This window comes from Streptomyces sp. NPDC006339 (assembly GCF_040612775.1).
GTDB lineage: Bacteria > Actinomycetota > Actinomycetes > Streptomycetales > Streptomycetaceae > Streptomyces.
Genome location: NZ_JBEXQW010000022.1, coordinates 60,175 through 81,116 on the forward strand (window position 1 = coordinate 60,175; position 20,942 = coordinate 81,116).

Here is a 20,942-nt window from a genome sequence, read left to right on the forward strand (position 1 = left end):
CCGCGCAGGTCAGAGGTGGGCACAGCGGCATCGATGCAGGTCAGCGCCACCAGGTAGACAACTTCATGACGTACGTGCCGAGATCGTCGGCCTCGACGATCCCGGGGAGCGAGCCGCCCTCACGCAGGGGCGTGACATAGCGGGTCGCTACGACCTCTTGCAGCACTTTCCCGGGCCACCCATCTCTTCAGCCTTGCCATCCACGGACGACTTCTGCGGGGCCTGGCAGCGGGGACCGCCGGTCGACCTGCTGCCGGCCTCCGGCACGAAGAGAGCATAGTAACTGAGGGTGATCGTCGGCGGGGAGTGCGCTCGGTTCTTCAGTCCACCACGAGCCGCCACAGCGGAGGCACCCTTCGCGGAGGCGTGGCCCGACCGAGTTCGTGCAGAAGGGCCTGTGCTTCCGCGCCGCTCAGGGCCAGCTCCTCGATGATCCGGCGGGTGGTGACGTACTCGATGCCGTCGGCCCGTGTGCCGCGTTCCCAGGCGGCGTACCGCGCGCGGAGGGGGGCGTTCACCAGGGGGGCGCATTCCCGCCTCGCGTCGTCCCGGGGGTGTGCGTGGGCCGCCCGGTGCCGCTCGCGCTCGATCTCCGAGAAACCGCAGATCGTACGGGACACGTCCTCGGCCGTGTCCAGATCCGCGCAGTCGGCCAGCGCTCGGGCGAGCGGGTTCAGTTCCAGGACGCGTTCCAGGGTGAGCCGGTGGACGCCGGCGGCCGTGCCGTCGAGGAGCAGGGGGCGTGGTGCGTCCCGGGTGCCGCAGACGCCGCGCACCCCACGAGCGGCAGCGACCAGCAGTGCGCTCGCCTCGGAGGGGTGCCAGTCGAAGACACCGGTCACGCCGTCGGTGTGGACCGGGTCGAGGGTGAAGGCGGGTGCGCCGAGCCGGGGCAGCAGATCGGGCAAGGGCACCTCGTTGTCGAGACCGGGGCCTGCGACGTACACGGTGGTGGGGATACCCGTGGCCGCGCAGGCGGCGACGGCCAGGGCGTCGCCCAGGGGGCTGCGCAGCGTCGGCTCGTCGCCGCGGGCGACGATGTCACCACCGACGTCGACCAGGTCGATCCGGTCGGCCCGGCACCAGTGGGCGGCCGCACGGATCTGGCGGGCCAGACCGATGGTGCCGTCGTACGGGTCGAGGAGGCCCAGCCTCGGGCGGAGCGCGCCGGACAGTCGGGGGAGCAGGGAGCCGGCCGGGGCGATGGGCGCCGACTTCTCGGTGAGCAGGGCGAGTTCGGGCGCGGCCCGTTCGATGCCGGTGAAGTCGGTGGTGCGGCGGGGCCCCGGGACGGGGTCGACGACGAGTCGTTCCCAGGCGTAGGTCAGGACGAGCGCCGGGGTTCCCGGGCTGTGCAACGCGGCGTGGATCACGGTCGCCGTGATCGCGTCGCCGCCGCCTCCGGCCGCGAGGAGAAGTCTCTTCATGGCGATCACCGATACAGGGACATCGGGCAGGGAAGCGATCCTTCCGCCGATAGTGCATATGAACCTCTATGCGAACACAGCGTTTTTGTGTGCATTGCACTGCGGAATTGCCGCTTGCTGTGGCCATACGGTGACGCCTGGTCATGAAGCCCTGGCGCGCGCTGTTTTTGGAAGTGAGGCAACTCCCGTCATGCCCGACCCTGTTCTGCTCCCCACGCCGGCCCTCCCGGGTGCCCTCGGCGACTCGGAGCCGTCGACGCCGTACGAGCAGTACGTGTACGCCTATCCCCACCAGAAGGCGTACCGCCTCCTGGACGACGGGCCGCTGCTCAGCGAGCTGTGGTCCAAGGAGCGCCTCGACGCCTTATCCCTGTACGTGCACATCCCCTTCTGCGAGATGCGCTGCGGCTTCTGCAACCTCTTCACGCGTACCGGCGCCCCCGAAGAAGTCACCCACCGCTTCCTCGACACCCTGGAGCGGCAGGCACAGGTCACGCGTGAGGCACTGGAGGCCAAGGGAGAGCCGATCCGGTTCACGCTGGCCGCGTTCGGCGGAGGCACTCCCACCTACCTGACGGCGGCCGAGCTCACTCGTCTGTGCGACGTCAGCGAGAACATCATGGGCGCCGACCTCAAGACCGCCTCCTGGTCGGTGGAGACGTCACCCGCCACGGCCACCGCCGACCGGATCGCCGTACTCGGCGAGCGCGGCGCGACCCGGTTGAGCATCGGGGTGCAGAGCTTCATCGACGAGGAAGCCCGCGCGGCCGTGCGCCCGCAGAAGCGGGCGGAGGTCGAGGCCGCACTCGCTCGCCTCAAGGAGGCGGACTTCCCCATCCTCAACATCGACCTCATCTACGGCATCGACGGCCAGACCGAGCGCACCTTCAAGATCTCGCTGGACGCCGCCCTCGCCTGGCAGCCGGAGGAGGTCTACCTGTACCCGTTGTACGTGCGCCCGCTCACCGGGCTCAGCTCCCGCCACGCCAAGACACTCGCGGACTGGAACGACCAGCGGCTGCGGCTCTACCGTTACGGCCGCGACTACCTGCTCTCCGCCGGATTCGAGCAGACCTCGATGCGGGTCTTCCGGCGCCTCGGTACCGCCGCCGTCGAGGACACCGACGGCAGCAGCATCAGCGAGTACAACCAGCAGGCCGGCATGGTCGGACTCGGCGTGGGCGCACGCTCGTTCACCACCGACCTCCACTACACCACCGACTACGCGGTGGCGGTGCCGGAGGTGCGCCGCATCATCGACGACTACACGGCCACCCCCACCGAGCAGTTCCGGCGCGCCCAGTGGGCGTTCCGGATGGACGACGGCGAGCGGCGCCGGATGTACGTGCTCCAGCACCTGCTGGAGTCCACCGGCCTGCGCACGGCCGCGTACGAGCAGCGGTTCGCCACCCGCTTCGAGGACGACTTCGGCCCGCAACTGGAGAACCTTCTGAAGCGGCACTGGCTGCGGGAGAAGGGCGGAAGGCTGGTGCTGACGCCGGAGGGCATGGCCTGGGCCGACGCCATCGGCCCCTTGTTCTTCTCCGATCACGTCCGCACCAGGATGAGCACCTACCAGGACCGTTAGACGGTCACCGCTTTCCCGCCGTGATCCCCGGCCCGGTCGGGGGCGCGGCCGCCGGCACGGTACGGTGCCGCTCCGGCAGGGACACGAGAACCAGCCCGAGCAGCAGCAGTACCGCGCCGGCCGCGGCGGGGGCGCCCGGCCTCTCGCCGAGCACGACCACTCCCAGCACCGTCGCGACCAGGGGCTCGGTCAGGCTCAGCGTCCCCGTCGTGGCGGCGCTGAGCCTGCCCACGCCGCGCGTGAACAACAGGTACCCGAGCGCGGTCGTCCCCAGTCCGAGCCATCCGATCAGGGCGGCCGAGCGGCCGGTGGCCAGGCCGGACAACCCCTCCGGCGCCGCCAGCAGATACGGGGACACGAGCAGCCCCGCGCAGAGAACGCTCACCGGTGCCGCGGCGGCGAGATCCACGCCGCGCGCGCCGAGTTCCTTCGAGGCCGCGATGTAGATCCCGAAGCTCGCCCCGGCCACGACGCCGAACCCCACCCCCGCCACATCCACCCGGGCTCCGCTGCCGGGCAACAGCAGCAGACCGATCCCGGCCACCGCGCAGACCGTCCCGAGCAGCCATCGCCGCGTCGGCCGCTCGGCACGGAGCACCCGGGCGCACAGCCCGCCGACCACGGGCACGGTCCCGAAGGCGACGGCCGTCGCCAGGGCCGCTCCGCTCCGTTCGACCGCCTGCAGGAAGCAGACCTGGAATGCCGCCGTCACCAGCACGCTCAGCACCACCCAGCGCCCCGCCCCCGGCCGCCTCAACATGCGCAGCCCTTCCGGACGCACCGTCAGCAGGCTGAGCACCAACCCGCCCAGCAGCATCCGGCAGGCCCCCAGGGACACGGGGTGCACACCGGTGTCAGCCCACAGTTGGGCCGGCCCGACAGTGCCCCACAGCACGGCTGCCGCCAGCACGGACGCCACTGCTCCCACGACTTCCCCCTCCGCCGCACGCCCTCGACCTGGTGAACGTAAAGGCCACGCCGTCGGCAGACCTACTGGGTGAGACCATGAGATTGCGCCGGAAAGACCGCCGTGCTTCGTCGTTTCACACCAGAAGCCGACGACGGACGCGGACGGCGACGACGAAGAGCGAGGGTCCTGTCCCGGGAACGGCAACAAAGATTGCCCGGTGGGGCCGGGGGTCGCAGTCTGGCGGCGGAGGTGATCGCCATGACCGGCGCCAAGGACCACAGCAGCAACCGAACCTCGTACGACGTCATCGTGATAGGTGGCGGGGCGGGCGGGCTGAATGCCGCGCTCGTGCTCGCGCGGGCCCGTCGTACCGTCGCCGTCGTCGACTCCGGGGAGCCCCGCAACGCTCCCTCGGCCCACATGCACAGCTTCCTCTCCCGTGACGGCGTCCCGCCGCTCACCGTGCTCGAGACCGGGCGCGCGGAGATCGCGCGGTACGGGGCGGTGCGGATCGAGGGGCGGGTGGATCAGGTCGAGGCCGGGGAGAACGGGGGGTACGTGGTCCGCCTGGAGGGCGGTGCGGCCCTGGACGCGCGGCACGTGGTGCTCGCCACGGGTCTGCGCGACGAACTGCCCGAGATCCCGGGCGTGCGCGCGATGTGGGGCGAGGACGTGCACTTCTGCCCGTACTGCCACGGTTACGAGGTCCGCGACCAGCCGATCGTCGTGCTCGGTGTGCACCCGGCCTCGCCCGGGCAGGCGCTGCTGCTGCGCCAGTGGTCGTCGCACGTCGTGTACGTGCCGCACAGCCGCCCGCTCGCCGACGAGGAGCGCGAGCGCATGGACGCCCGTGGTGTCGAGGTCGTCGAGGGCCCGGTGTCCACGCTGCTGAGCAAGGACGGCCGGCTGCACGCGGTGGAGCTGGCCGACGGGCGGACGGTGGAGTGCGCCGGCGTCTTCCTGTTCCCGAAGATGACGCCCAACGACGGGGCCTTCGACGGCCTCGGCTGCGAGAAGGACGAGCAGGGCTGGCTGGTCACCGACCGCGCGGGCCGTACCAGCCGCCCCGGTCTGTGGGCCGTGGGCAACGTGGTGGACCCGCGGGCGCAGGCCGTCACCGCGGCCGGCATGGGCGCGGCCGCCGCCTTCGCCCTCAACCACGACCTGGTGGACGAGGAGATCGAGCGCGACCTCGCCGCCCACCGCGCCGCCCGGGAGGGCTCCGAGGTGTCCGTCACCGCGTCCTGAGCGGACGAAAGCCCTCAAGGCCCCCTGCGCCCGCCCCGGCTCACTCGCCGGAGGCGGGCGTCCGGCGTGTCGGGCGGGCGCGGACGTGCATCCGTTCGCCCTGGCGGCCGAAGACGCTGAGGACCTCGACCGGCCCCTCCCCCGTGCTGCCGAACCAGTGCGGCAGCCGGGTCTCGAACTCGGCCACCTCGCCGGGTCCGAGGACCAGGTCGTGGTCCGCGAGGACGAGCCGGAGCCGTCCGGAGAGGACGTACAGCCACTCGTAGCCCTCGTGGGTGCACAGCTCGGGGGTGGAGCGACTGGCCGGCAGGATCATCTTGTAGCTCTGCAGGGGGCCGGGCTGGCGGGTCAGCGGCAGCACCGTGTTGCCGTTCACCGCGTGCGGCTTGAGGCGGACGCGCGGATCGCCCACCTCCGGGGCGCCGACCAGTTCGTCGAGGGGCACCTGGTGGGCCTGGGCGATGGGCAACAACAGTTCGAGGCTGGGGCGGCGCTGGCCCGCTTCGAGCCGGGACAGCGTGCTCTTGGATATGCCGGTGGCCTCCGACAGCGCGGCGAGGGTGACACCACGGGCGGTACGCACCCGCCTGAGCCGGGAACCGACAGCGGACAGGGCCTGGGTGATCGTCGGTGACTGCTCCACGCCGTCATTAGAACGACGGGTTTCCGAACTCGCAACCAGAGGTGCGGTTTTCGGACCGCGGGTGCCCCGGTCCCGGCCATGTCGGCCGGGACCGGGGCACCCGCGGGACGGATCAGAGGCCGAGGGACCGGCCGATCAGTTCCTTCATCACCTCCGTGGTGCCGCCGTAGATGGTCTGGACCCGGCTGTTGGCCCACTCCCGGGAGATCGCGCTCTCCTTCAGATAGCCGTAGCCGCCGTGGATCTGGAGGCAGCGGTTGGCGATGTCGACCTGGAGCTCCGTGGTCCACCACTTCACCTTGGCGGCGTCCGTCACCGACAGCCGCCCGGCGTTGAGTTCGGCGACGCAGTGGTCGAGGAAGACCTGGGCGATGGTGAGTTCGGTGTCCATGGTGGCGAGCTGGAAGCGGTTGTGCTGGAAGCTGCCGACGGTCTGGCCGAAGACCTCGCGGGTCTTGGCGTATTCGAGGGTGTCCGCCAGCATCCGCTCGGCCGCGGCCACCGCCACGGTGGCGATGCTCAGCCGCTCCCGGGGCAGTCCGGCCATCATGTAGGCGAGACCGGCGTTCTCCTTGCCGATCAGGTTGTCGGCCGGCACCCGGCAGTCGTCGAAGAACAGCTCGCAGGTGTCGCTGGCGTGCCAGCCCAGCTTCTCCATGCGCCGGCCCCGGGTGAAGCCGGGCGTGCCGCGCTCGACCACGATCAGGCTGATGCCCTGCGCGCCGCGCTCGGGTGCGGTCTTGGCGGCGACCACGACGACGTCGGCGTTCTCGCCGTTGGTGATGAAGGTCTTCTGCCCGTTGAGGAGGTAGGAGTCGCCGTCGCGGACCGCCGTGGTGCGGATGTCGGCGACGTTGGAGCCGGCGTCGGGCTCGCTCATCGCGATCGCGGCGATCAGCTCGCCCGCGCACAGTCCCGGCAGCCACCGTTTGCGCTGTTCCTCGGTGGTCCGCTCGGTGAGGTAGGTGGCGATGACGTCGTTGTGGGCGACGAAGCCGGGGGCCGTGGCCCGCGCCCACATGATCTCCTGCGAGAACACGACCGGGTAGCGGTAGTCGGGCTCGCCGCCTCCGCCGTACGCGGGGTCGACGCCGATCCCGAGGAGCCCGGCCTGCCCGGCCCTACGCCACACCTCGCGGTCGACGATACCCTCCCGCTCCCAGCGCGCGTGGTGCGGCAGGACCTCGCGCTGGAGGAACTCCCGGCAGGTCACCCGGAACTGCTCGTGCTCGGCCTCGTACCTGCTGCGTGGCATGGGGCGGTCACCCCTTTCCGGGGTCGGTGTCGTCGGCGATGGCGGTCAGGGTGTCCTTGGGGCGCTGGACGGCCGCGAAGTGGCCGCCGTCGATCTCGATCCGGCGGACCGGGGCCGTGCTGTGCGCGGCCCACCCCCAGACCTTCTCCGGCGGCGCGTGCACGTCCTGGCGGGCGGCGATCAGGGTGAGCGGGAAGTCCACCCGCAGTCCGGACGCCTCGGCGGCGAACTCGGCCCGGACGGCGTCGTCCTCCCGGAGCATCCGCAGCAGGATGCGGCTCATCGTCGGGTCGGCGAGGACGGCGGGCGGTGTCCCGCCGTCGGCGGCGGTGCGGGCGAGCAGTTCCTCCTCGGACACGGAGTCGAGCAGCGGGCCGGGCCGCTGGAGCGCGGGCGGGATCGCGCCGGAGAGCACGGCCCGCTCCGGCGCGACGCCGACCTGGCGGGTCACCTCCGCGGCCACCGCCAGGCTCGTCGTCGAGCCGAAGCTGTGGCCGAAGGTCGCCCAGCGCAGACCGGGCACGCGCGCGCGTTCGGCGAGCAGATCGGCCACCACCTGCTCGGCCATGCACCGCACGAGGGCGTGGTAGCCGGCGGCCTTCCGCTCCCGGCGGCGGGTCCCGCGGCCCGGGGCGTCGACGCCCCGGACCAGCAGGTGCGGCTCGCCGAGCGGCTGCCAGCCCCGGTAGACCAGCGAGGTCGCCCCGGCGTGCGGGAAGCAGTAGAGCCGTACCGGGGGCCTTGATACGGGCTGCACGGTCACTCCTTCGTACTGCGGGCCAGCTTCTCGGCCAGCATCAGGGTGGTCAGGTTGGTGGGGGCGCTGGGGATGGTCGGGAAGAGCGAGGCGTCGGCGATCCGCAGGTTCTCGGTGCCGTACACCCGGCCCTCCTGGTCGGCGACCGCCCAGGGGTCGGTCTCCGGCCCCATCCGGCAGGAACCGGAGGCGTGCCAGCCGGGGTTCATGATGTGCCGGACCCCGCTGCGCAGCACGCCGTCGTTGGCGACCATGCGGTCGCTCCAGAACTGGGTCTTGACCAGGCGGCTCGACAGGCCCGGGGACCGCAGGAAGCTCCAGGCCCGGCGCACGCCGTGGCACAGTCGCTCCACGTCCTCGGGGTCGGTGCCGATGCCCAGTTCGATGACGGGGGCGGCGTACGGGTCGGCGGTGTCCAGGAAGACCCGGCCGCGGGAGCGCGGGCGCATCAGCATCACGGAGATGCCGACGACGAGCGGCCAGCCGAGCCGGTCGACGAAGCCGGGGATGGTGTGGCTCTCCACGTTGTTGAGCAGGCCCACCTGGATGTCGACCTCGTCGTCGTGGCCGCTGCTCATCCGGGCCGCGACCTGGCGCCAGGGCAGGCCCGGGGTGCAGACCCCGTCGGCCGGCCTGGACCAGATGACGACCGAGGGGTGGTCCACCAGGTCGCGGCCCACGCCGGGCAGGTCCGCCACGGTGGGGATGCCGAGGGCGCCGAGCAGTCCGGCCGGGCCGACGCCCGAGCGCTGGAGGATCACGGGGGTGCCGACCGCGCCGGCGCTGAGCACGACGTGCCGCGCCCGGATCGTGGTGAGCCCGCCGTCGGTCTCGGCCTCCACGCCGACGGCCCGGTTCCTGTCGAAGAGCACCCGGGTGACCCGGACGCCGGTGCGCAGATGGAACGTGGGCAGCGCGCGGACGCCGGCGAGGAAGGCGGTGGAGGCGTCGACGCGTTCGCCGTCCACGGCGTTGCCGGGGATGGGGCCGACGCCGGCCTCCCGGCCGTCGTTGAGGTCGAGCAGGTCGCCGACGCCCTGCCGGTTGCACTCCTCCCAGAACGCCGCGTCCAGCGGGTGCACCCGGTCGCGCGGGGTGCGGCGGATGGGCAGCGGGCCGCTGTCGCCGTGCAGCGGGCCGGGGTGGTCGGCGTCGTTCTCGATGTCCTTGTAGAACGGCAGCACCTGCTCCCAGGACCAGTCCGGGTTGCCGGCGGCCTCCCAGGCGGCGAAGTCGCGCGGCAGCCCGCGCAGGGCGATGGCGCCGTTGACGGCGGAGCCGCCGCCGACGACCTTGCCGAGCTGGTACGGGAAGCGTTCGCGCAGCGCCCGGGCCGCCGCCCGGCCACCGGCGGCACCGGCGGCAGCGGTCTCGGGTGCCGCCGGGCCGCCGCCCCTGACTAGCTCCTCCAGGCGGTCGCTGGTGCGGAGGTTGGCCCGGTAGTCCCAGTTGTGGCCGGCCAGGACGAGCCGCCCGGCGTCGGCCAGCGGGTGGGCCCGGTCCCGGGGGCGCGGCTGGTCCTCGCCGGCCTCGATGAGCAGGACGTCGCCGGAGTCGCGGGCGGCGAGGCGGGCGGCGGTGACGGCTCCGGCGGAGCCCGCTCCGACGATCACGTACTCCCACTCGCGGTCCTCCGCGGCGGTGACGGGCCGGCGGCTCATGCGGCGGCCTCCTCGGTGTCCACGAGCACCGCGGTCGTCCCGGGCTCCCCGGCCTCGCCGGTCTCGCCGGTCTCCTCGGCGTTCGCGAGCAGTTCGGCGAACGAGGCGATCGACGCGTTCATGAACAGGCCCTCGACCATCTCCTGCTCCGTGTCGGCCTCGATGCCGAACTCGGCGCGCAGCAGCGCGAGCAGGCCGACGGCGTGCAGGGAGTCGCCGCCGATGTCGAAGAAGCCCTCCTCCACGCCGAAGTCGCTGTGGCCGAGCTGCTGGGTCCAGAGCGCGAAGAGCCGCCGCTCGATCCGACTGCGCGGCGCCACCCGCGCGGAGGCGGTGTCGGCGTCGTCGTTCCACGGCGTGGGCAGCGCCTTGTGGTCGATCTTGCCGTTGGCCGTGAGGGGCAGGGTGTCCAGGGTGAGGAAGCGGCTGGGCACCATGTAGCCGGGCAGCAGGGCGGTCAGCGCCTCGCGCAGGTCGGCGGGGTCCGGTTCGGCCCCGGGCTCGGGGACGACGTACGCGGCGATCTGGCGCTGTCCGGTACGGGCGTGGGCGGGCGCGGTGACGAGCGCGGTGCGCACGCCGTCCTGGCGCAGCAGCGCGGCCTCGATCTCGCCGAGCTCGACGCGATAGCCGTTGATCTTCACCTGGAAGTCCTCGCGGCCGAGGATCTCGATGTCGCCGCCGGGCAGGTAGCGGCCGAGGTCGCCGGTGCGGTAGACGCGCTCCCCGGTGACCGGGTGGACGAGGAAGCGTTCGGCGGTGCGCTCGGGGTCGCCGAGGTAGCCCTGGGCTACGCCGACGCCGCCGATGAAGATCTCACCGGTGACGCCGACGGGGGACGGCTCCAGCCACGGGTTGAACACGTGCATGGTCTGGTTGGCGAGCGGCTTGCCGTAGGGGATGCTCGACCACTCGGGCGAGACGTTCTCGATCGGGTGGTGGATCGACCAGATCGAGCCCTCGGTGGCGCCGCCGAGGCTGATCACCCGCATCGCGGGGATCTTCTCGCGGATCCGGTTCGGCAGGTCGACCGGGATCCAGTCGCCGCTGAGCAGGGCGAGCCGCAGACGGCAGCCGCGCGGCACTCCCCCGTCGCCGAGCGAGTCGATCCACATCCGCATGGGCGCGGGCACGCTGTTCCAGATGGTGACGCCGTAGCGGCCGATGAGCTGCGACCAGTGGGCGATGTCGTTGGCGCGCGCCGGGTCGGGCACGACGATCGCGCCGCCGGCGCCCAGGACGCCGAAGACGTCGTACACGGACAGGTCGAAGCCGGTCGGGGCGAGCGCCATCGTCCGGTCGTCCTCGCCGACGCCGAAGCGCCGGTTGATGTCCTGCACGGTGTTGGCGGCGCTGCGGTGGGTGATCATGACGCCCTTGGGCTCGCCGGTGGAGCCCGAGGTGAAGATGACGTACGCCAGGTCGTCGTGGCCCTGCCGGCGCGCGGGCCGCTCGGTGGAGCAGGCGCGGGTGGCCTCGTCCTCGGCGGTCAGGACCGTCACGTCCGGCGGCCAGACGAGGGTGTCGCGCAGTTCCGGCTCGGTGACCACGGCCCGTACGGAACAGCGGGCGAGCAGCTTCAGGCGCCGCTCCTCCGGCAGTTCGGGGTCGATGGCCACGTACGCGGCGCCGGAGTGCAGCACGCCGAGCAGCGCGGAGTACTGGGCCGCGCCCGGCCGCATGGACACGGCGACGATCTCGTTCGGCGCGGTGCCGGGGCCGTCGATGAGCCGGTGGGCGATCCGGTGGGCGTTCTCGGTGAGCTCGCGGAAGGTGGTCTCGGTGCCGGGGGTGACGACCGCGACGGCGTCGGGCCGGCGGGCCGCCGCCTCGGCGACCAGCTCGTGCAGCAGGGCCGGCGGGATGTCCTCGGCGGTGGCGTTGGCCCGCTCGCGCTCCTCGCGCTGCGCGGCCGGCAGCGGCACGATCCCGCGGGTGGCGTCCCATACGGAGGGGTCGTCGACCAGCCGGTCGAGCAGGGTCGTGTACGCCTCGAACATGGCCTCCAGGGTGCCGTCGGGGAACAGGCCCTCGACCGCGTTCCAGTTGACCGAGAGGCGGCCGTCCCGTTCGAGGATCTGGTTCTCCAGCCAGACCTGCGGGGTGCGGCTGTGGTCGTGGACCAGCTCGCCGAACGCCTCCAGGCGTCCCGCGTCCGCCGTACCGTCACCGGCGCGGGCACCGGCGTCGGCGCCGAGCGTGCTGGAGAAGACAACGGGCATCGAGGCCCGGCCGTCGTCCCCGCGGCGGGCCAGATCGCGCAGCACCCTGATGCCGCCGTACGAGGAGTGCGCCAGGTCCTCCAGGGCCTGCCGCTGCACACCGCGCGCCCGCTGCGCGAAGGTCTCCTCGGCGGCGCCGCGGACGGCGAGCAGGCTCGGCGCGAGGAAGTCGCCCATGACGGCGTCGAGCTGCGGGTGCAGGCCCAGCCGGTGGAACTGGGTGACGGTCAGGGTGAACTCCTGCCGGCGCGACCAGGTCCGCACCACCTCGGTGTAGGCCGCGAGCAGCACGCCGGTCGGGGTGAGCCCGTGCCGACCGGCCGCCTCCCGCAGCGCCGCCCAGCGTTCCGGCGCGAGCAGGGCCCGGTGCCGTACGAAGCGGGGGGTGCCGAGCTGCTCGGGCGCCGCGGCGAGCGGCAGTTCGGGCGCGGGCGGCAGGGTGTCGAGGCGGTCCGCCCAGTAGGCGGCGGCCTCCCGGCCCAGGGCGTCGTCCCGCAGTTCCTCCTGGGCGAGCACGTAGTCGCGGAAGGACAGCTCCAGCGGCTCGGGCCGCCGGCCGGGCTCGTCGTAGAAGCGGCGCCACTCGTCGAGGAGGAGGCGCAGTCCGCGCATGTCGAGGAAGAGCAGGTCCACGGCGAGGTGCAGGCGGAGCCGGTCGTCGTCGAGCAGGGTGGCCCGGATGTCGAAGAGCGGCGCTCGGTCCACCGGCAGGACCTGCTCGGTCAGCTCGGTCCGGATCCGCTCGATCCCGGCGGCCTGCTCCTCGGCGGCGAGGCCACGCAGATCGGTGGTGCGGATGACGTACGGCTCCACCTCGCCGGCGGCGAGGACCCGCTGGGTCTGGTCGGGGCCGGCCACCGTGCGCAGCGCCTCGTGCCGCTCGACGACCTTCCGCAGGGCCTCGGTGAGCCGGGCGAGGTCGAGGCCGGGACAGTCGAACTCCAGGTAGTACTGGCTGGAGATGCCGCCGAGTTCCAGGCCCTTGTGGCGGCCGATCAGATACGCCTGCTGGATGTCGGTGAGCGGGAAGGGCTCGTGACGGTGCTCCGGCCGCGGCTTGATGTCGGGCAGCCGGGTGTCGTCCAGGCGGGGGTGGCCGGCCCCGCCGCGCAGCTCCGCGAAAAGATCCTCCATCGAGATCCGCCCCTTTTCAATCAGATGCCCTGACGGGCTTTCGAATTCCCATACGAAAAGGGAGGTTAGGAGGGGCGGTATAGGGCCTCAATACGGTCCGACCGTAGGGACGACCGTAGGGTTTGGCCCGCACTCGACCGGCGCTGGACCGGCGCCCGACTCCCGTGCCCCAGGCCGGATTCGACCATTGACCGAGGGCGGGACCACGGCGACATCATCGGGGCATGGAAATTCGGAACTCCCCGGGGACAGCCGGGAAACGCATACTCGTCGGAGCCACCGGATCGATTGCGGTGACCCGCCTTCCGTCGTATATCGAGGCGATGCGCCGGCAGATCGCCGGCAGCACGTTCACGGTGCTGCTCACGCACACCGCGGCCTCGTTCGTCTCGCCCGAGAGCCTCGCGCTCTTCGCCGAGCGGGTGGTGCACGGGGAGTCGCCGGCCGACTGGCCGACGGACAAGCCGTCGCGGCTCGCCGCCGACCACGACATCCTCGCGGTCCTGCCGGCCACCGCCCACACGCTGGCCGCCGCTGCGGGCGGGGCCGCGCCCAACCGTCTGATGACGGTGGCGCTGTCGGTGGACTACCCCGTCGTCTACTTCCCGGTGATGGGCGCCAAGATGTGGCACAAGCCGGCCGTGCAGCGGAACATCGCGCGGATCCGGGAGGACGGCGGGCTGGTCAACGAGCCGGAGTGGCACGACGGTTTCGACCCGACCACGGGCACCGTCAGCCACCACCCGGCGCTGCCCTCGCCGGAGACGGTGGCCCTGGTGATCGACGACCTCCTCGCCAAACAGCACTGACCCCGCGCACGCCCGTGAGGCCCCGCCGGATTCCGGCGGGGCCTCACGGGTGTGCGGGGCGGGTCAGGCGGCGATGGCGGTCGCCTCGATCTCGATGAGGAAGTCGGGCTCGGCGAGCGTGGCGACGCCGACCAGGGTGGTGGGCCGGACGACGTCCGCGCCCAGCTTGGCCGCGGCCCGCTGGGCGCCCTCCGTGATGGCCTCCCACTTGTCGAGCGACCAGTCCACGACGTAGATCGTCAGGCGCAGGACGTCGTCGAAGGTGGCGCCGGCGGCCTCGAGTCCGGTCGCGATGTTGAGGTAGACCTGCTCCGTCTGGGCCGCGAGGTCGCCCATGCCGACGGGCTCGCCGTCGGCGGTGCGGGGGGTCTGGCCGCTGAGGAAGACCACCCGGCTGCCGGTGCCGACGGCCAACTGCCGCCAGCCGTAGGGCTTGGGGAGACCGGGCGGGTCGATGGGCTCGACTGCCATGGCTGTCCTTTCTCGACGTGCCGTGCGGGCAGGGGCGGGCCGCCCCTGCCCGCACGGCGGCGGTGTGGGTGTGGGTGTGGGTGGGCCGGGACCGTGGAGCGGCGGTCAGCCGTGCTCGCGGCAGGTCGCGTAGTACTTGCGCAGCAGGCTGACCAGCTCGGCGTCGAAGCGGGAGGCGAAGAGCAGCTCGGCCGGCGGGGTGAACTCCGGGTCGAGCTCGTTCGCCCAGGCGAGGGTGGCCGGGCGCAGGTCCATCTCGATCCAGTGGTGCCACTCGACGGGGATCGTCCAGTCCTGCTCGTAGCCGATGCCCATCTGGTGGTCGATGAGGACGTCGACGATCTCCTCGCGGGTGCCGGTCCGCAGCGGCTGCCGCAGCGGCGCGAAGCGGTCGAGGTCGGCGACCGGCTCCTCGCCGAGGATGCGGGCGGCGAAGTCCTGGGCGAGGAGCGGGGAGAGGTGCAGGCCGTCGCGGTAGGTGCCGGTCATGATCCACAGGCCCTGCATGCCGCCGTGGCCGAGCAGCGGGAAGCCGTCCATGGACACCGGGCGGTTGCCGACCTGGACCTTGGCGACGTCGCTGTTCCACAGGTTGCGGCGGACCTGGCGGTGGGCGCACTGGAGGAGGAAGACCAGGTCGCGCATCTCGGCGGTGTCGCGCGGCTCCACGGAGATGACGTTGGTGGCGCCGAGGTACACGTGGCCGTCGCCGCGCGGGACGACGTGCAGGCCGCAGGCGAAGGAGCGGTTCGGGGTCCGGATGACGCTGTCCGGGGTGGTGCCGTCCACGGTCCTGATCAGGGAGGAGACGCCGTAGCCGCTGACGAGGCGGGGGACGCGGGGGCCGATGGGCAGGCTGTCCAGGAGTTCCTGGCTGTTGGCGCCGGCGGCCAGGGTGACGTGGTCGGCGCTGATGGTCCGCCCGGAGGTGGTGACGACGCCGGTGACGCGCTCGCCCTGGTGCACGACGCGGGTGGCGAACTCGGGGACGAGGGTGGCGCCGGCCCGGACCACCGCCTGTTCGAGCCGCTCCAGGAGGGCGGCGGCGTTGACGGCGTGCTCGCCGGGTATGTGGAACGCCTTCAGCGGGCGGGAGATCGGCTCGGCGTCCACCCAGTCGAGGTCGGTGGGCTCGACGTCCTCGAAGGGCTCGTCGTAGCGGGTGAGCTCGGCCCGGATGGCGTTGTAGTTGGCGTCGTCGATCTCGGCCGTGCCGATGGTGTTGAGGATGACGGTGGTGCCGTCGGCGGTCTTGACGGGGGCGCCCTCGGTGTCGGCCTCCAGCTCGCCGAGCCAGCGCGGCCAGAGCTTGGCGGCCTGGATGCCGAGTTCGAGCTTGGCCCGCCCGTGCTCGGTGGCGAGCAGCGAGGTGGTGACCTCGCCGAAGCAGCCGAGCATGGCCCCGGCCGCGGCCGATCCGGCCCAGGGCCGGTGTGGCTGTCCGAGCACGGCGACGCGCTGTCCTCGCTGTGCCAGGACCCAGGCGAGCGAGAGTCCGAGGACTCCGTTGCCGGCGATGACGACGTCGTAGCCGGTGGTGTTCGCGTTCCCGTTGGCGCTCATCAGATTCCCATCTTCCGGGGCGGTCGTGTCGCCCTGCCGTGTGTGCGTGTGCGTGCGCATGTGTCAGAAGTGGTGCCGGGGTCAGCCGCGCAGGAACTCGTAGAGGGTGAAGTCCATGGCGACGATTCCGCGGTCGTCGGTGTGGGCCGCGACGACGGGCGAGGCGGGGAAGTCCGCGGCGGGCAGGCCGACGGACTCGCTGCGGTGGCGGCGGCCCTCGAAGCCGGCGTCGGCGGCGGCGCGCAGCATCTTGTCCGTGTTGCCCATGGCCTCGCTGGTGCCGAGGTAGATCCGGCCGCCGGGGGCCAGGTGGGGCACGACGTCCCGGAAGAAGCGGCGCACCATCGCGTAGCCGGGGTCGAAGACCGCGCGTTCGATCTGGCCGGCGTAGGGGCGGCTGTCGGGTGCCTCGATGAACGGGGTGTTCCAGAAGACGAGGTCGAACGGTTCGGCGGGCTCCAGGGCGTCGAAGAGATCACTGGCCAGGGCGGTGACCCGGTCGGACACGCCGTGCCGGACGGCGTTGCGGCGGGCGTTCTCGGCCGCGGCCGGGTTGATGTCCAGGGCGACCACCCGCTCGGCGCCGCGCTGGGCGGCGAGCACCGCGGCGACGCCCGCGCCGCAGCCCATCTCCAGGAAGCGGATGCCCTTCTCGTACGGCACCCAGGAGGCGAACAGTCCCGGGCCGGGGTCGGTGAAGGGCGGGAAGACGTCGGGGAGCAGGTCCCACTCCTGGTCCAGCAGGGTGAAGGTCGACGGTGTCGGACGGTCCGGGCTCTGGATCTGTGACACCACCCAGTATCCGAGTTCGTAACCGAGTTCGTTGTCCATGGGATCCTCCGTGAGGGGAGCGGGCGGAGGAGTTCCGGGGGAGAACTCCTCCGGCCGCTCCGGTCGGTGGCGGGATACGGGAGCGCGGACCTGGGAGCGGAGGGGCGAGGTGTCAGTCCTCGCTCGTCCGCGGGCTGCGCGCCCGGGTGCGGGCCATCGTCCGGTCGATCAGGACGACCGGGACGGTGAGGACGGCCAGGCCGGCGCCCAGCCAGGGGATGGCGGTCAGTCCGGCGCCGGCGCCGAGGGCGACGCCCGCGAGGACCGGGACCAGGCTGATGCCGAGCTGGAACATGGAGACGGCGGTGGCTCCGGCGAGCGTCGGCGCGTCGGCCGCCACGGTGAACACCCGTCCGTAGATGGCCGGGTTGAGCACGAATCCGGCGACGCCGAGGAGGAGTACCAGGGCGACGACGGCGATGGCGTGGTCGGCGAGGACGGCGAGCAGCACCGAGGTGGCGAGGATGCCGCCGGCTCCGATGAGGAGGGCGTGGTGGGGGCGTCCGTCGGCGATCCGGCCGCCGATGGACAGGCCGATGAAGGCGCCGATGCCGAACAGGACGAGGATCGGCGGCACCCACACGGCGTCGACTCCGGTGATGTCGGTGAGGAAGGCCGCCAGGTAGTTGTACGAGATCATGTACGCGGCGGTGCTGAGCAGGGTCGCGGCGTACACGACCCAGAGCTGCGGCCGGCGCATGGTGCGCAGTTCGCGGCGCACGCTGGGTTCCTGGGCCGCCTTGGTCGCGGGGACGGCGATCGCGGTGGCCACCGCGCCGAGGACGGTGAGGGCGACCACCGCCCAGAACCCGCCCCGCCAGCCGGTGAAGTGGCTGAGGAACGCGCCGGCCGGGCCGCCGCCGACCATGGCGATGCTGAGGCCGCTGACCACCACGCCGGAGGCCCGTGCGGTGCGGTCGGGGGTGACGAGTCCGATCGCGGTGACGGCGGCGACCGCCCAGAATCCGGCGTAGGCCAGGCCGCACAGGAAGCGGGTGACGATCAGGACGGCGAAGTTGTCGGTCACCAGGCCGATCGCGACGCAGACGGCGAACAGGATCTGGGAGACCACCAGGGTGGTGCGCCGGGGCCAGCGCAGCGTCAGGACCGCGAGGGGCGGGCCGCCGATGACGACGCCGATGGCGAACGCGGAGATCAGGGCGCCGGCGGAGGAGAGCGAGATGTGCAGGTCGTCGGCGATGTCGGGCAGGACGCCGGCGAGCAGGAACTCGGCGCTGCCCATCGCGAACAGGCTGAACGCGAGCAGGTAGACCGCGAGCGGCAGCCGGTCACCGGTCTTGCGCGGGGTCGCCTCGTGGGTCTCGGTCTGGACGCTCATCGGCTGCCGCCGAGCGGACGGGGAGTGGTCGGACGCATGGGGAGAACTCCTTGTCGTACGGTACGGAGCGGAGCGGATCGGGGCGGGTGCGCGCGGGTCCGCCGGGCGCGCGGAGCGCGGCGTCGCCGGACTCCTGGGCGGCCGCCCGGGTGGCGCGGACGCCGGGGTGATCCGCTGGATCACACTGATCACTGCTGGTCCCCATGCTGGAACCGAGCGTGGCGGACGGACAACATTTGTTGCCGGTTCCGGGACGTGCGGGCGGGTTTCGGCGGGGCCGGTTCCGGGACGTGCGGACGGGTTCCGGCGGGGCCGGTTCCGGGCTGCGGGCGCCGGGTCAGTCGTCCCCGGGGACGGCCTCGCCCCAGCCCCACTTCTTGATGGTGGTACGGCTGGAGGGCGCGACGTCCGGCTGGGAGTTGGCCATGGCGCGGCGCGAGCCGAACTCGATGTAGCCGACGAACGCCGAGCGGAACTCCGCGTCCTCGGGCAGGCCCACGACGTCCATCGCCTCCAGCATCAGCTCGACCCACCGCGCCCGCTGCTCGGGCTTGATGGCGCGGCCGCGGTGGCGGGAGACCATGTGCGGGTAGCCGCCGTGCCGTTCGGTGTAGCGCGGGGGGCCGCCGAGGACCTCGCCGAGGAAGGTCGCGACGTGCTGCGGGTGGTCGTCGTCCATGTACCGGAAGAGCGGGGCGAGGATCTCGTCCTTGCGGACGCGCCGGTAGAACTCCTCCGTGAGCCGTTCCAGCGCCTCGGCGCCGCCGACCCACTCGTACAGGGTGGGGATCCGGTCGGTCACTGTGTCACCTCTTCCGTGGGTGCTCGGGTGTCGGGGTGCGGCGCGCTCAGGCCGCGTACAGCTCGAAGGTCGGGGTGGGCGGGCCGCCGTGGGTGACGGCGTCGAGCCGGGGGTCGGCCGTGAGCATCGCCTGGTGCAGCCGCTGGAGTTGCGGGGCGGGTTCGAGGCCCAGTTCCTCGATCAGCCGGCGGCGCAGCGCGCGGTAGAGGTCGAGGGCCGCGGACTGCCGTCCGGAGCGGTAGAACGCCACCATGGCCTGGGCGTACAGCCGCTCGTGGCGGTGGTGCCGTTCCGTCAGTTCGACGAGTTCGGCGAGGAGTTCGGTGTGCAGGCCGAGCCGCAGTTCGGCGTCGATGCGGCGCTCGACGGCGAGCAGCCGGCTCTCCTCCAGGGCGGCCGCGTGGATCCGCAGGGCAGACCCGGCCCGTACGTCCACGAGTGCCGGACCCCGCCACAGCGCCAGGGCCTGGCGCAGCAGCCGGGACGCGAGCGCGCTGTCGCCGTCCGCGAAGGCCGCGTGACCGGCACGGGCCGCCCGCTGGAACGCGAAGGCGTCCACGTCCTCCTCCGCGGCCTTCAGCAGATAGCCGTCGTGTCCGGTGGCGAGGAGCCGCCGGGCCCGGTCCGCCGCGTCCGGGCCGCCGAGGGCGGTGGCCAGGGCGCGGCGCAGCCGCAGGATGTAGGTCTGGAAGGTGGTGTGCGCGCTGCGCGGCGGCAGCGGACCCCACAGCTCCTCCCGCAGGGTGGACACCGGGACGAGCCGGCCCGGGTGGAGCGCGAGGAGCGCCAGGATCTGGCGTGTCTTCGCCGCCGTCAGGACGACCGGACCACCCTCCGTCTCGGCCTCCAGGGGCCCGAGAATCCGTATCTTCACGCGTCCTCCGTCATGTGCATGTGCCCCTTCCGGTTTTCCGGTCCGGCCGGGGCGACCGCTCTGGGGAGGAACGTAGAAGTGCGGGAAGGGGGGCCTCAATACGGGGGGACCGTAGGGCTGACCGAAGAATCTGCGGTCGGGGTCGTCCTACGGTCGTGCGGACATGCGCGAACGGCCCGCGGCGGGAACGCCGCGGGCCGTTCGGAGAAGGAGGGGACAATGCCGGGGGAATGTGCGCGAGGGGAAAGCGGAAGGGGAATCGGGGTCGTCGGACGGGAGCGAATGGGCGTCGATTCCTTCGGTATTTTCCCGCCTGCCGCTCACTACTAAGGAATTACGGAGACAATCGGGCCCGGGGGCGGCACAGGCGGGCCGTGTGGACGGTGATCGCCGCGAGGTAGAAGGCGTCCGGGCGCCACAGGATGCCCGTGCGGGCGTCCCCGTCCAGGAGCTGTTCCACGGTCAGCCGGTCGACGGGGTCGAGCCGGTCGCCGAGCTCGTCGAGCAGGCGGGCGAGCCGGGTGTGGAGGTGCCGGCGCGGGGCCAGGTCCAGCGGGGCGGGGAAGTCGATCAGGAAGGTGCGGCTGCCGGTGGGGACGAGTCCGGCAGAGGCCAGCAGGCACGGCCAGTCCTCGACCACGGAGGTGGATCCCGGCAGCCTGTCCCGTGCGGCGGCGAACCGCTCCTCGACGGCGGCGTCGAGCCGGGCCTGGAGGCCGGGCCTTCCGATGCCGATGTCGCGGGGCAGGAAGCGCGGCGGCAGTCCGCGTTCGGCGACGGCGAGCAGTCCGCCGGGGCGCAGCGCGCGGGCCAGGCCGCGCAGCGCCGCCTGCTGGTCGCCCAGGTGACGGCAGACGTTGCCGGTCCAGATCAGGTCGGCCGGTCCCAGCCGGCCGAACTCCTCGGGCCGCTCGGCCCGTCGGGTGGTGATCCGCCCGGTCAGCCCGCGCTCGGCGGCGCGGGCCTCGGCCCGGGCGAGGAGCGGGGCGGACCGGTCCACGGCGACCACCTCCGCCCGCGGGAAGGCGCGGGCCAGGGCGCAGGAGGCCGCTCCGGGGCCGCTGCCGACGTCGACGATCCGGCGGACGGCCTCCGTCACCCGGTCCTCGGGCCCGAGCAGACCGCGCAGCCACTGCGCCGCGTCCGCCAGGAAGCCGGCGTGCAGGTCCGCCTCGTGCTCCGGGTCGTCGTGCGGGTCCGGCTCGTGCTCGGGATCGTGCGGGTCCGGCTCGTAAGGGTCCGGCTCGTGCGGGTCCGGCTCGTGCGGGTCCGGCTCGCGCTCCGGGCCGTGCGGGTCCGGCTCGGCGCCGGGAGGCCCGCCGTCGAGGCCCGGGGCGCGGTGTGTGGGTGTCATGGGTCACCTCCGGCGGCCAGGATGGGGACGCCGGGGGTGACGGGCAATTCCTGT

18 protein-coding genes are annotated in these 20,942 nt (G+C 72.7%); 3 read left to right on the forward strand and 15 right to left on the reverse strand.

Annotated elements, in window-relative coordinates; genetic code table 11:
- Positions 1 to 40: 40 nt before the first annotated feature.
- The gene (locus ABZ135_RS19380; RefSeq protein ID WP_356697421.1) at positions 41 to 166 is read right to left on the reverse strand and encodes a hypothetical protein; all 126 of its coding nucleotides are present in this window, start codon (positions 164 to 166) and stop codon (positions 41 to 43) included.
- 154 nt (positions 167 to 320) lie between these two features.
- A complete protein-coding gene (locus tag ABZ135_RS19385) occupies positions 321 to 1,427 on the reverse strand; it encodes a DUF1152 domain-containing protein (RefSeq protein WP_356697296.1) in 1,107 nt (368 codons plus the stop codon).
- Positions 1,428 to 1,617: 190 nt separating this feature from the next.
- On the opposite strand from ABZ135_RS19385, the gene ABZ135_RS19390 reads away from it, so the two are divergent.
- Entirely contained in the window at positions 1,618 to 3,015 is a 1,398-nt protein-coding gene (locus tag ABZ135_RS19390; protein WP_356697298.1) for an STM4012 family radical SAM protein, read from the forward strand.
- Positions 3,016 to 3,019: 4 nt separating this feature from the next.
- On the opposite strand, the gene ABZ135_RS19395 is transcribed toward ABZ135_RS19390, so the two are convergent.
- Entirely contained in the window at positions 3,020 to 3,925 is a 906-nt protein-coding gene (locus ABZ135_RS19395) for an EamA family transporter (RefSeq protein ID WP_356697300.1), read from the reverse strand.
- Positions 3,926 to 4,183: 258 nt separating this feature from the next.
- Here ABZ135_RS19395 and ABZ135_RS19400 point away from each other — a divergent pair, with 258 nt between their 5' ends.
- On the forward strand, positions 4,184 to 5,173 hold the full coding sequence (locus ABZ135_RS19400) for an NAD(P)/FAD-dependent oxidoreductase (RefSeq protein ID WP_356697302.1): 990 nt from the start codon (positions 4,184 to 4,186) through the stop codon (positions 5,171 to 5,173).
- A 40-nt stretch (positions 5,174 to 5,213) separates the two neighbouring features.
- Here the strand turns inward: ABZ135_RS19400 and ABZ135_RS19405 are convergent, their stop codons facing one another.
- From ABZ135_RS19405 to ABZ135_RS19425, 5 genes are all read right to left on the reverse strand, one after another.
- Positions 5,214 to 5,816, reverse strand: coding sequence for an XRE family transcriptional regulator (locus tag ABZ135_RS19405; protein WP_356697304.1), 603 nt, complete (start codon positions 5,814 to 5,816; stop codon positions 5,214 to 5,216).
- A gap of 112 nt (positions 5,817 to 5,928) precedes the next feature.
- Positions 5,929 to 7,071 carry an acyl-CoA dehydrogenase family protein gene (locus ABZ135_RS19410; RefSeq protein ID WP_356697306.1) on the reverse strand — a complete coding sequence of 381 codons (1,143 nt, stop codon included), beginning with the start codon at positions 7,069 to 7,071 and terminating at the stop codon, positions 5,929 to 5,931.
- Between the two features lie 7 nt (positions 7,072 to 7,078).
- Entirely contained in the window at positions 7,079 to 7,828 is a 750-nt protein-coding gene (locus ABZ135_RS19415; protein WP_356697308.1) for a thioesterase domain-containing protein, read from the reverse strand.
- Positions 7,829 to 7,830: 2 nt separating this feature from the next.
- Positions 7,831 to 9,489 carry a GMC family oxidoreductase N-terminal domain-containing protein gene (locus ABZ135_RS19420; protein WP_356697310.1) on the reverse strand — a complete coding sequence of 553 codons (1,659 nt, stop codon included), beginning with the start codon at positions 9,487 to 9,489 and terminating at the stop codon, positions 7,831 to 7,833.
- Positions 9,486 to 12,845: an amino acid adenylation domain-containing protein gene (locus ABZ135_RS19425; protein ID WP_356697312.1), complete on the reverse strand. Its 3,360-nt coding sequence runs from the start codon at positions 12,843 to 12,845 to the stop codon at positions 9,486 to 9,488. The genes ABZ135_RS19420 and ABZ135_RS19425 overlap by 4 nt, the downstream gene beginning before the upstream one ends.
- 224 nt (positions 12,846 to 13,069) lie before the next feature.
- On the opposite strand from ABZ135_RS19425, the gene ABZ135_RS19430 reads away from it, so the two are divergent.
- A complete protein-coding gene (locus ABZ135_RS19430; RefSeq protein WP_356697314.1) occupies positions 13,070 to 13,654 on the forward strand; it encodes a flavoprotein in 585 nt (194 codons plus the stop codon).
- A 63-nt stretch (positions 13,655 to 13,717) separates the two neighbouring features.
- On the opposite strand, the gene ABZ135_RS19435 is transcribed toward ABZ135_RS19430, so the two are convergent.
- From ABZ135_RS19435 to ABZ135_RS19465, 7 genes are all read right to left on the reverse strand, one after another.
- Positions 13,718 to 14,125 carry a RidA family protein gene (locus ABZ135_RS19435; RefSeq protein ID WP_356697316.1) on the reverse strand — a complete coding sequence of 136 codons (408 nt, stop codon included), beginning with the start codon at positions 14,123 to 14,125 and terminating at the stop codon, positions 13,718 to 13,720.
- Between the two features lie 105 nt (positions 14,126 to 14,230).
- A complete protein-coding gene (locus tag ABZ135_RS19440; protein WP_356697318.1) occupies positions 14,231 to 15,688 on the reverse strand; it encodes an FAD-binding oxidoreductase in 1,458 nt (485 codons plus the stop codon).
- 81 nt (positions 15,689 to 15,769) lie between these two features.
- Positions 15,770 to 16,519: a methyltransferase domain-containing protein gene (locus tag ABZ135_RS19445; protein WP_356697320.1), complete on the reverse strand. Its 750-nt coding sequence runs from the start codon at positions 16,517 to 16,519 to the stop codon at positions 15,770 to 15,772.
- Positions 16,520 to 16,631: 112 nt separating this feature from the next.
- Positions 16,632 to 17,858, reverse strand: a complete 1,227-nt coding sequence (locus tag ABZ135_RS19450; protein ID WP_356697322.1) for a Cmx/CmrA family chloramphenicol efflux MFS transporter — start codon at positions 17,856 to 17,858, stop codon at positions 16,632 to 16,634.
- A 337-nt stretch (positions 17,859 to 18,195) separates the two neighbouring features.
- Positions 18,196 to 18,660 (reverse strand): group II truncated hemoglobin, encoded by a 465-nt coding sequence (locus ABZ135_RS19455; protein WP_356697324.1) that lies wholly within the window; start codon positions 18,658 to 18,660, stop codon positions 18,196 to 18,198.
- 46 nt (positions 18,661 to 18,706) lie between these two features.
- The gene (locus tag ABZ135_RS19460; RefSeq protein WP_356697326.1) at positions 18,707 to 19,534 is read right to left on the reverse strand and encodes an AfsR/SARP family transcriptional regulator; all 828 of its coding nucleotides are present in this window, start codon (positions 19,532 to 19,534) and stop codon (positions 18,707 to 18,709) included.
- A 334-nt stretch (positions 19,535 to 19,868) separates the two neighbouring features.
- Entirely contained in the window at positions 19,869 to 20,888 is a 1,020-nt protein-coding gene (locus ABZ135_RS19465; protein ID WP_356697328.1) for a methyltransferase, read from the reverse strand.
- Positions 20,889 to 20,942 lie beyond the last annotated feature (54 nt).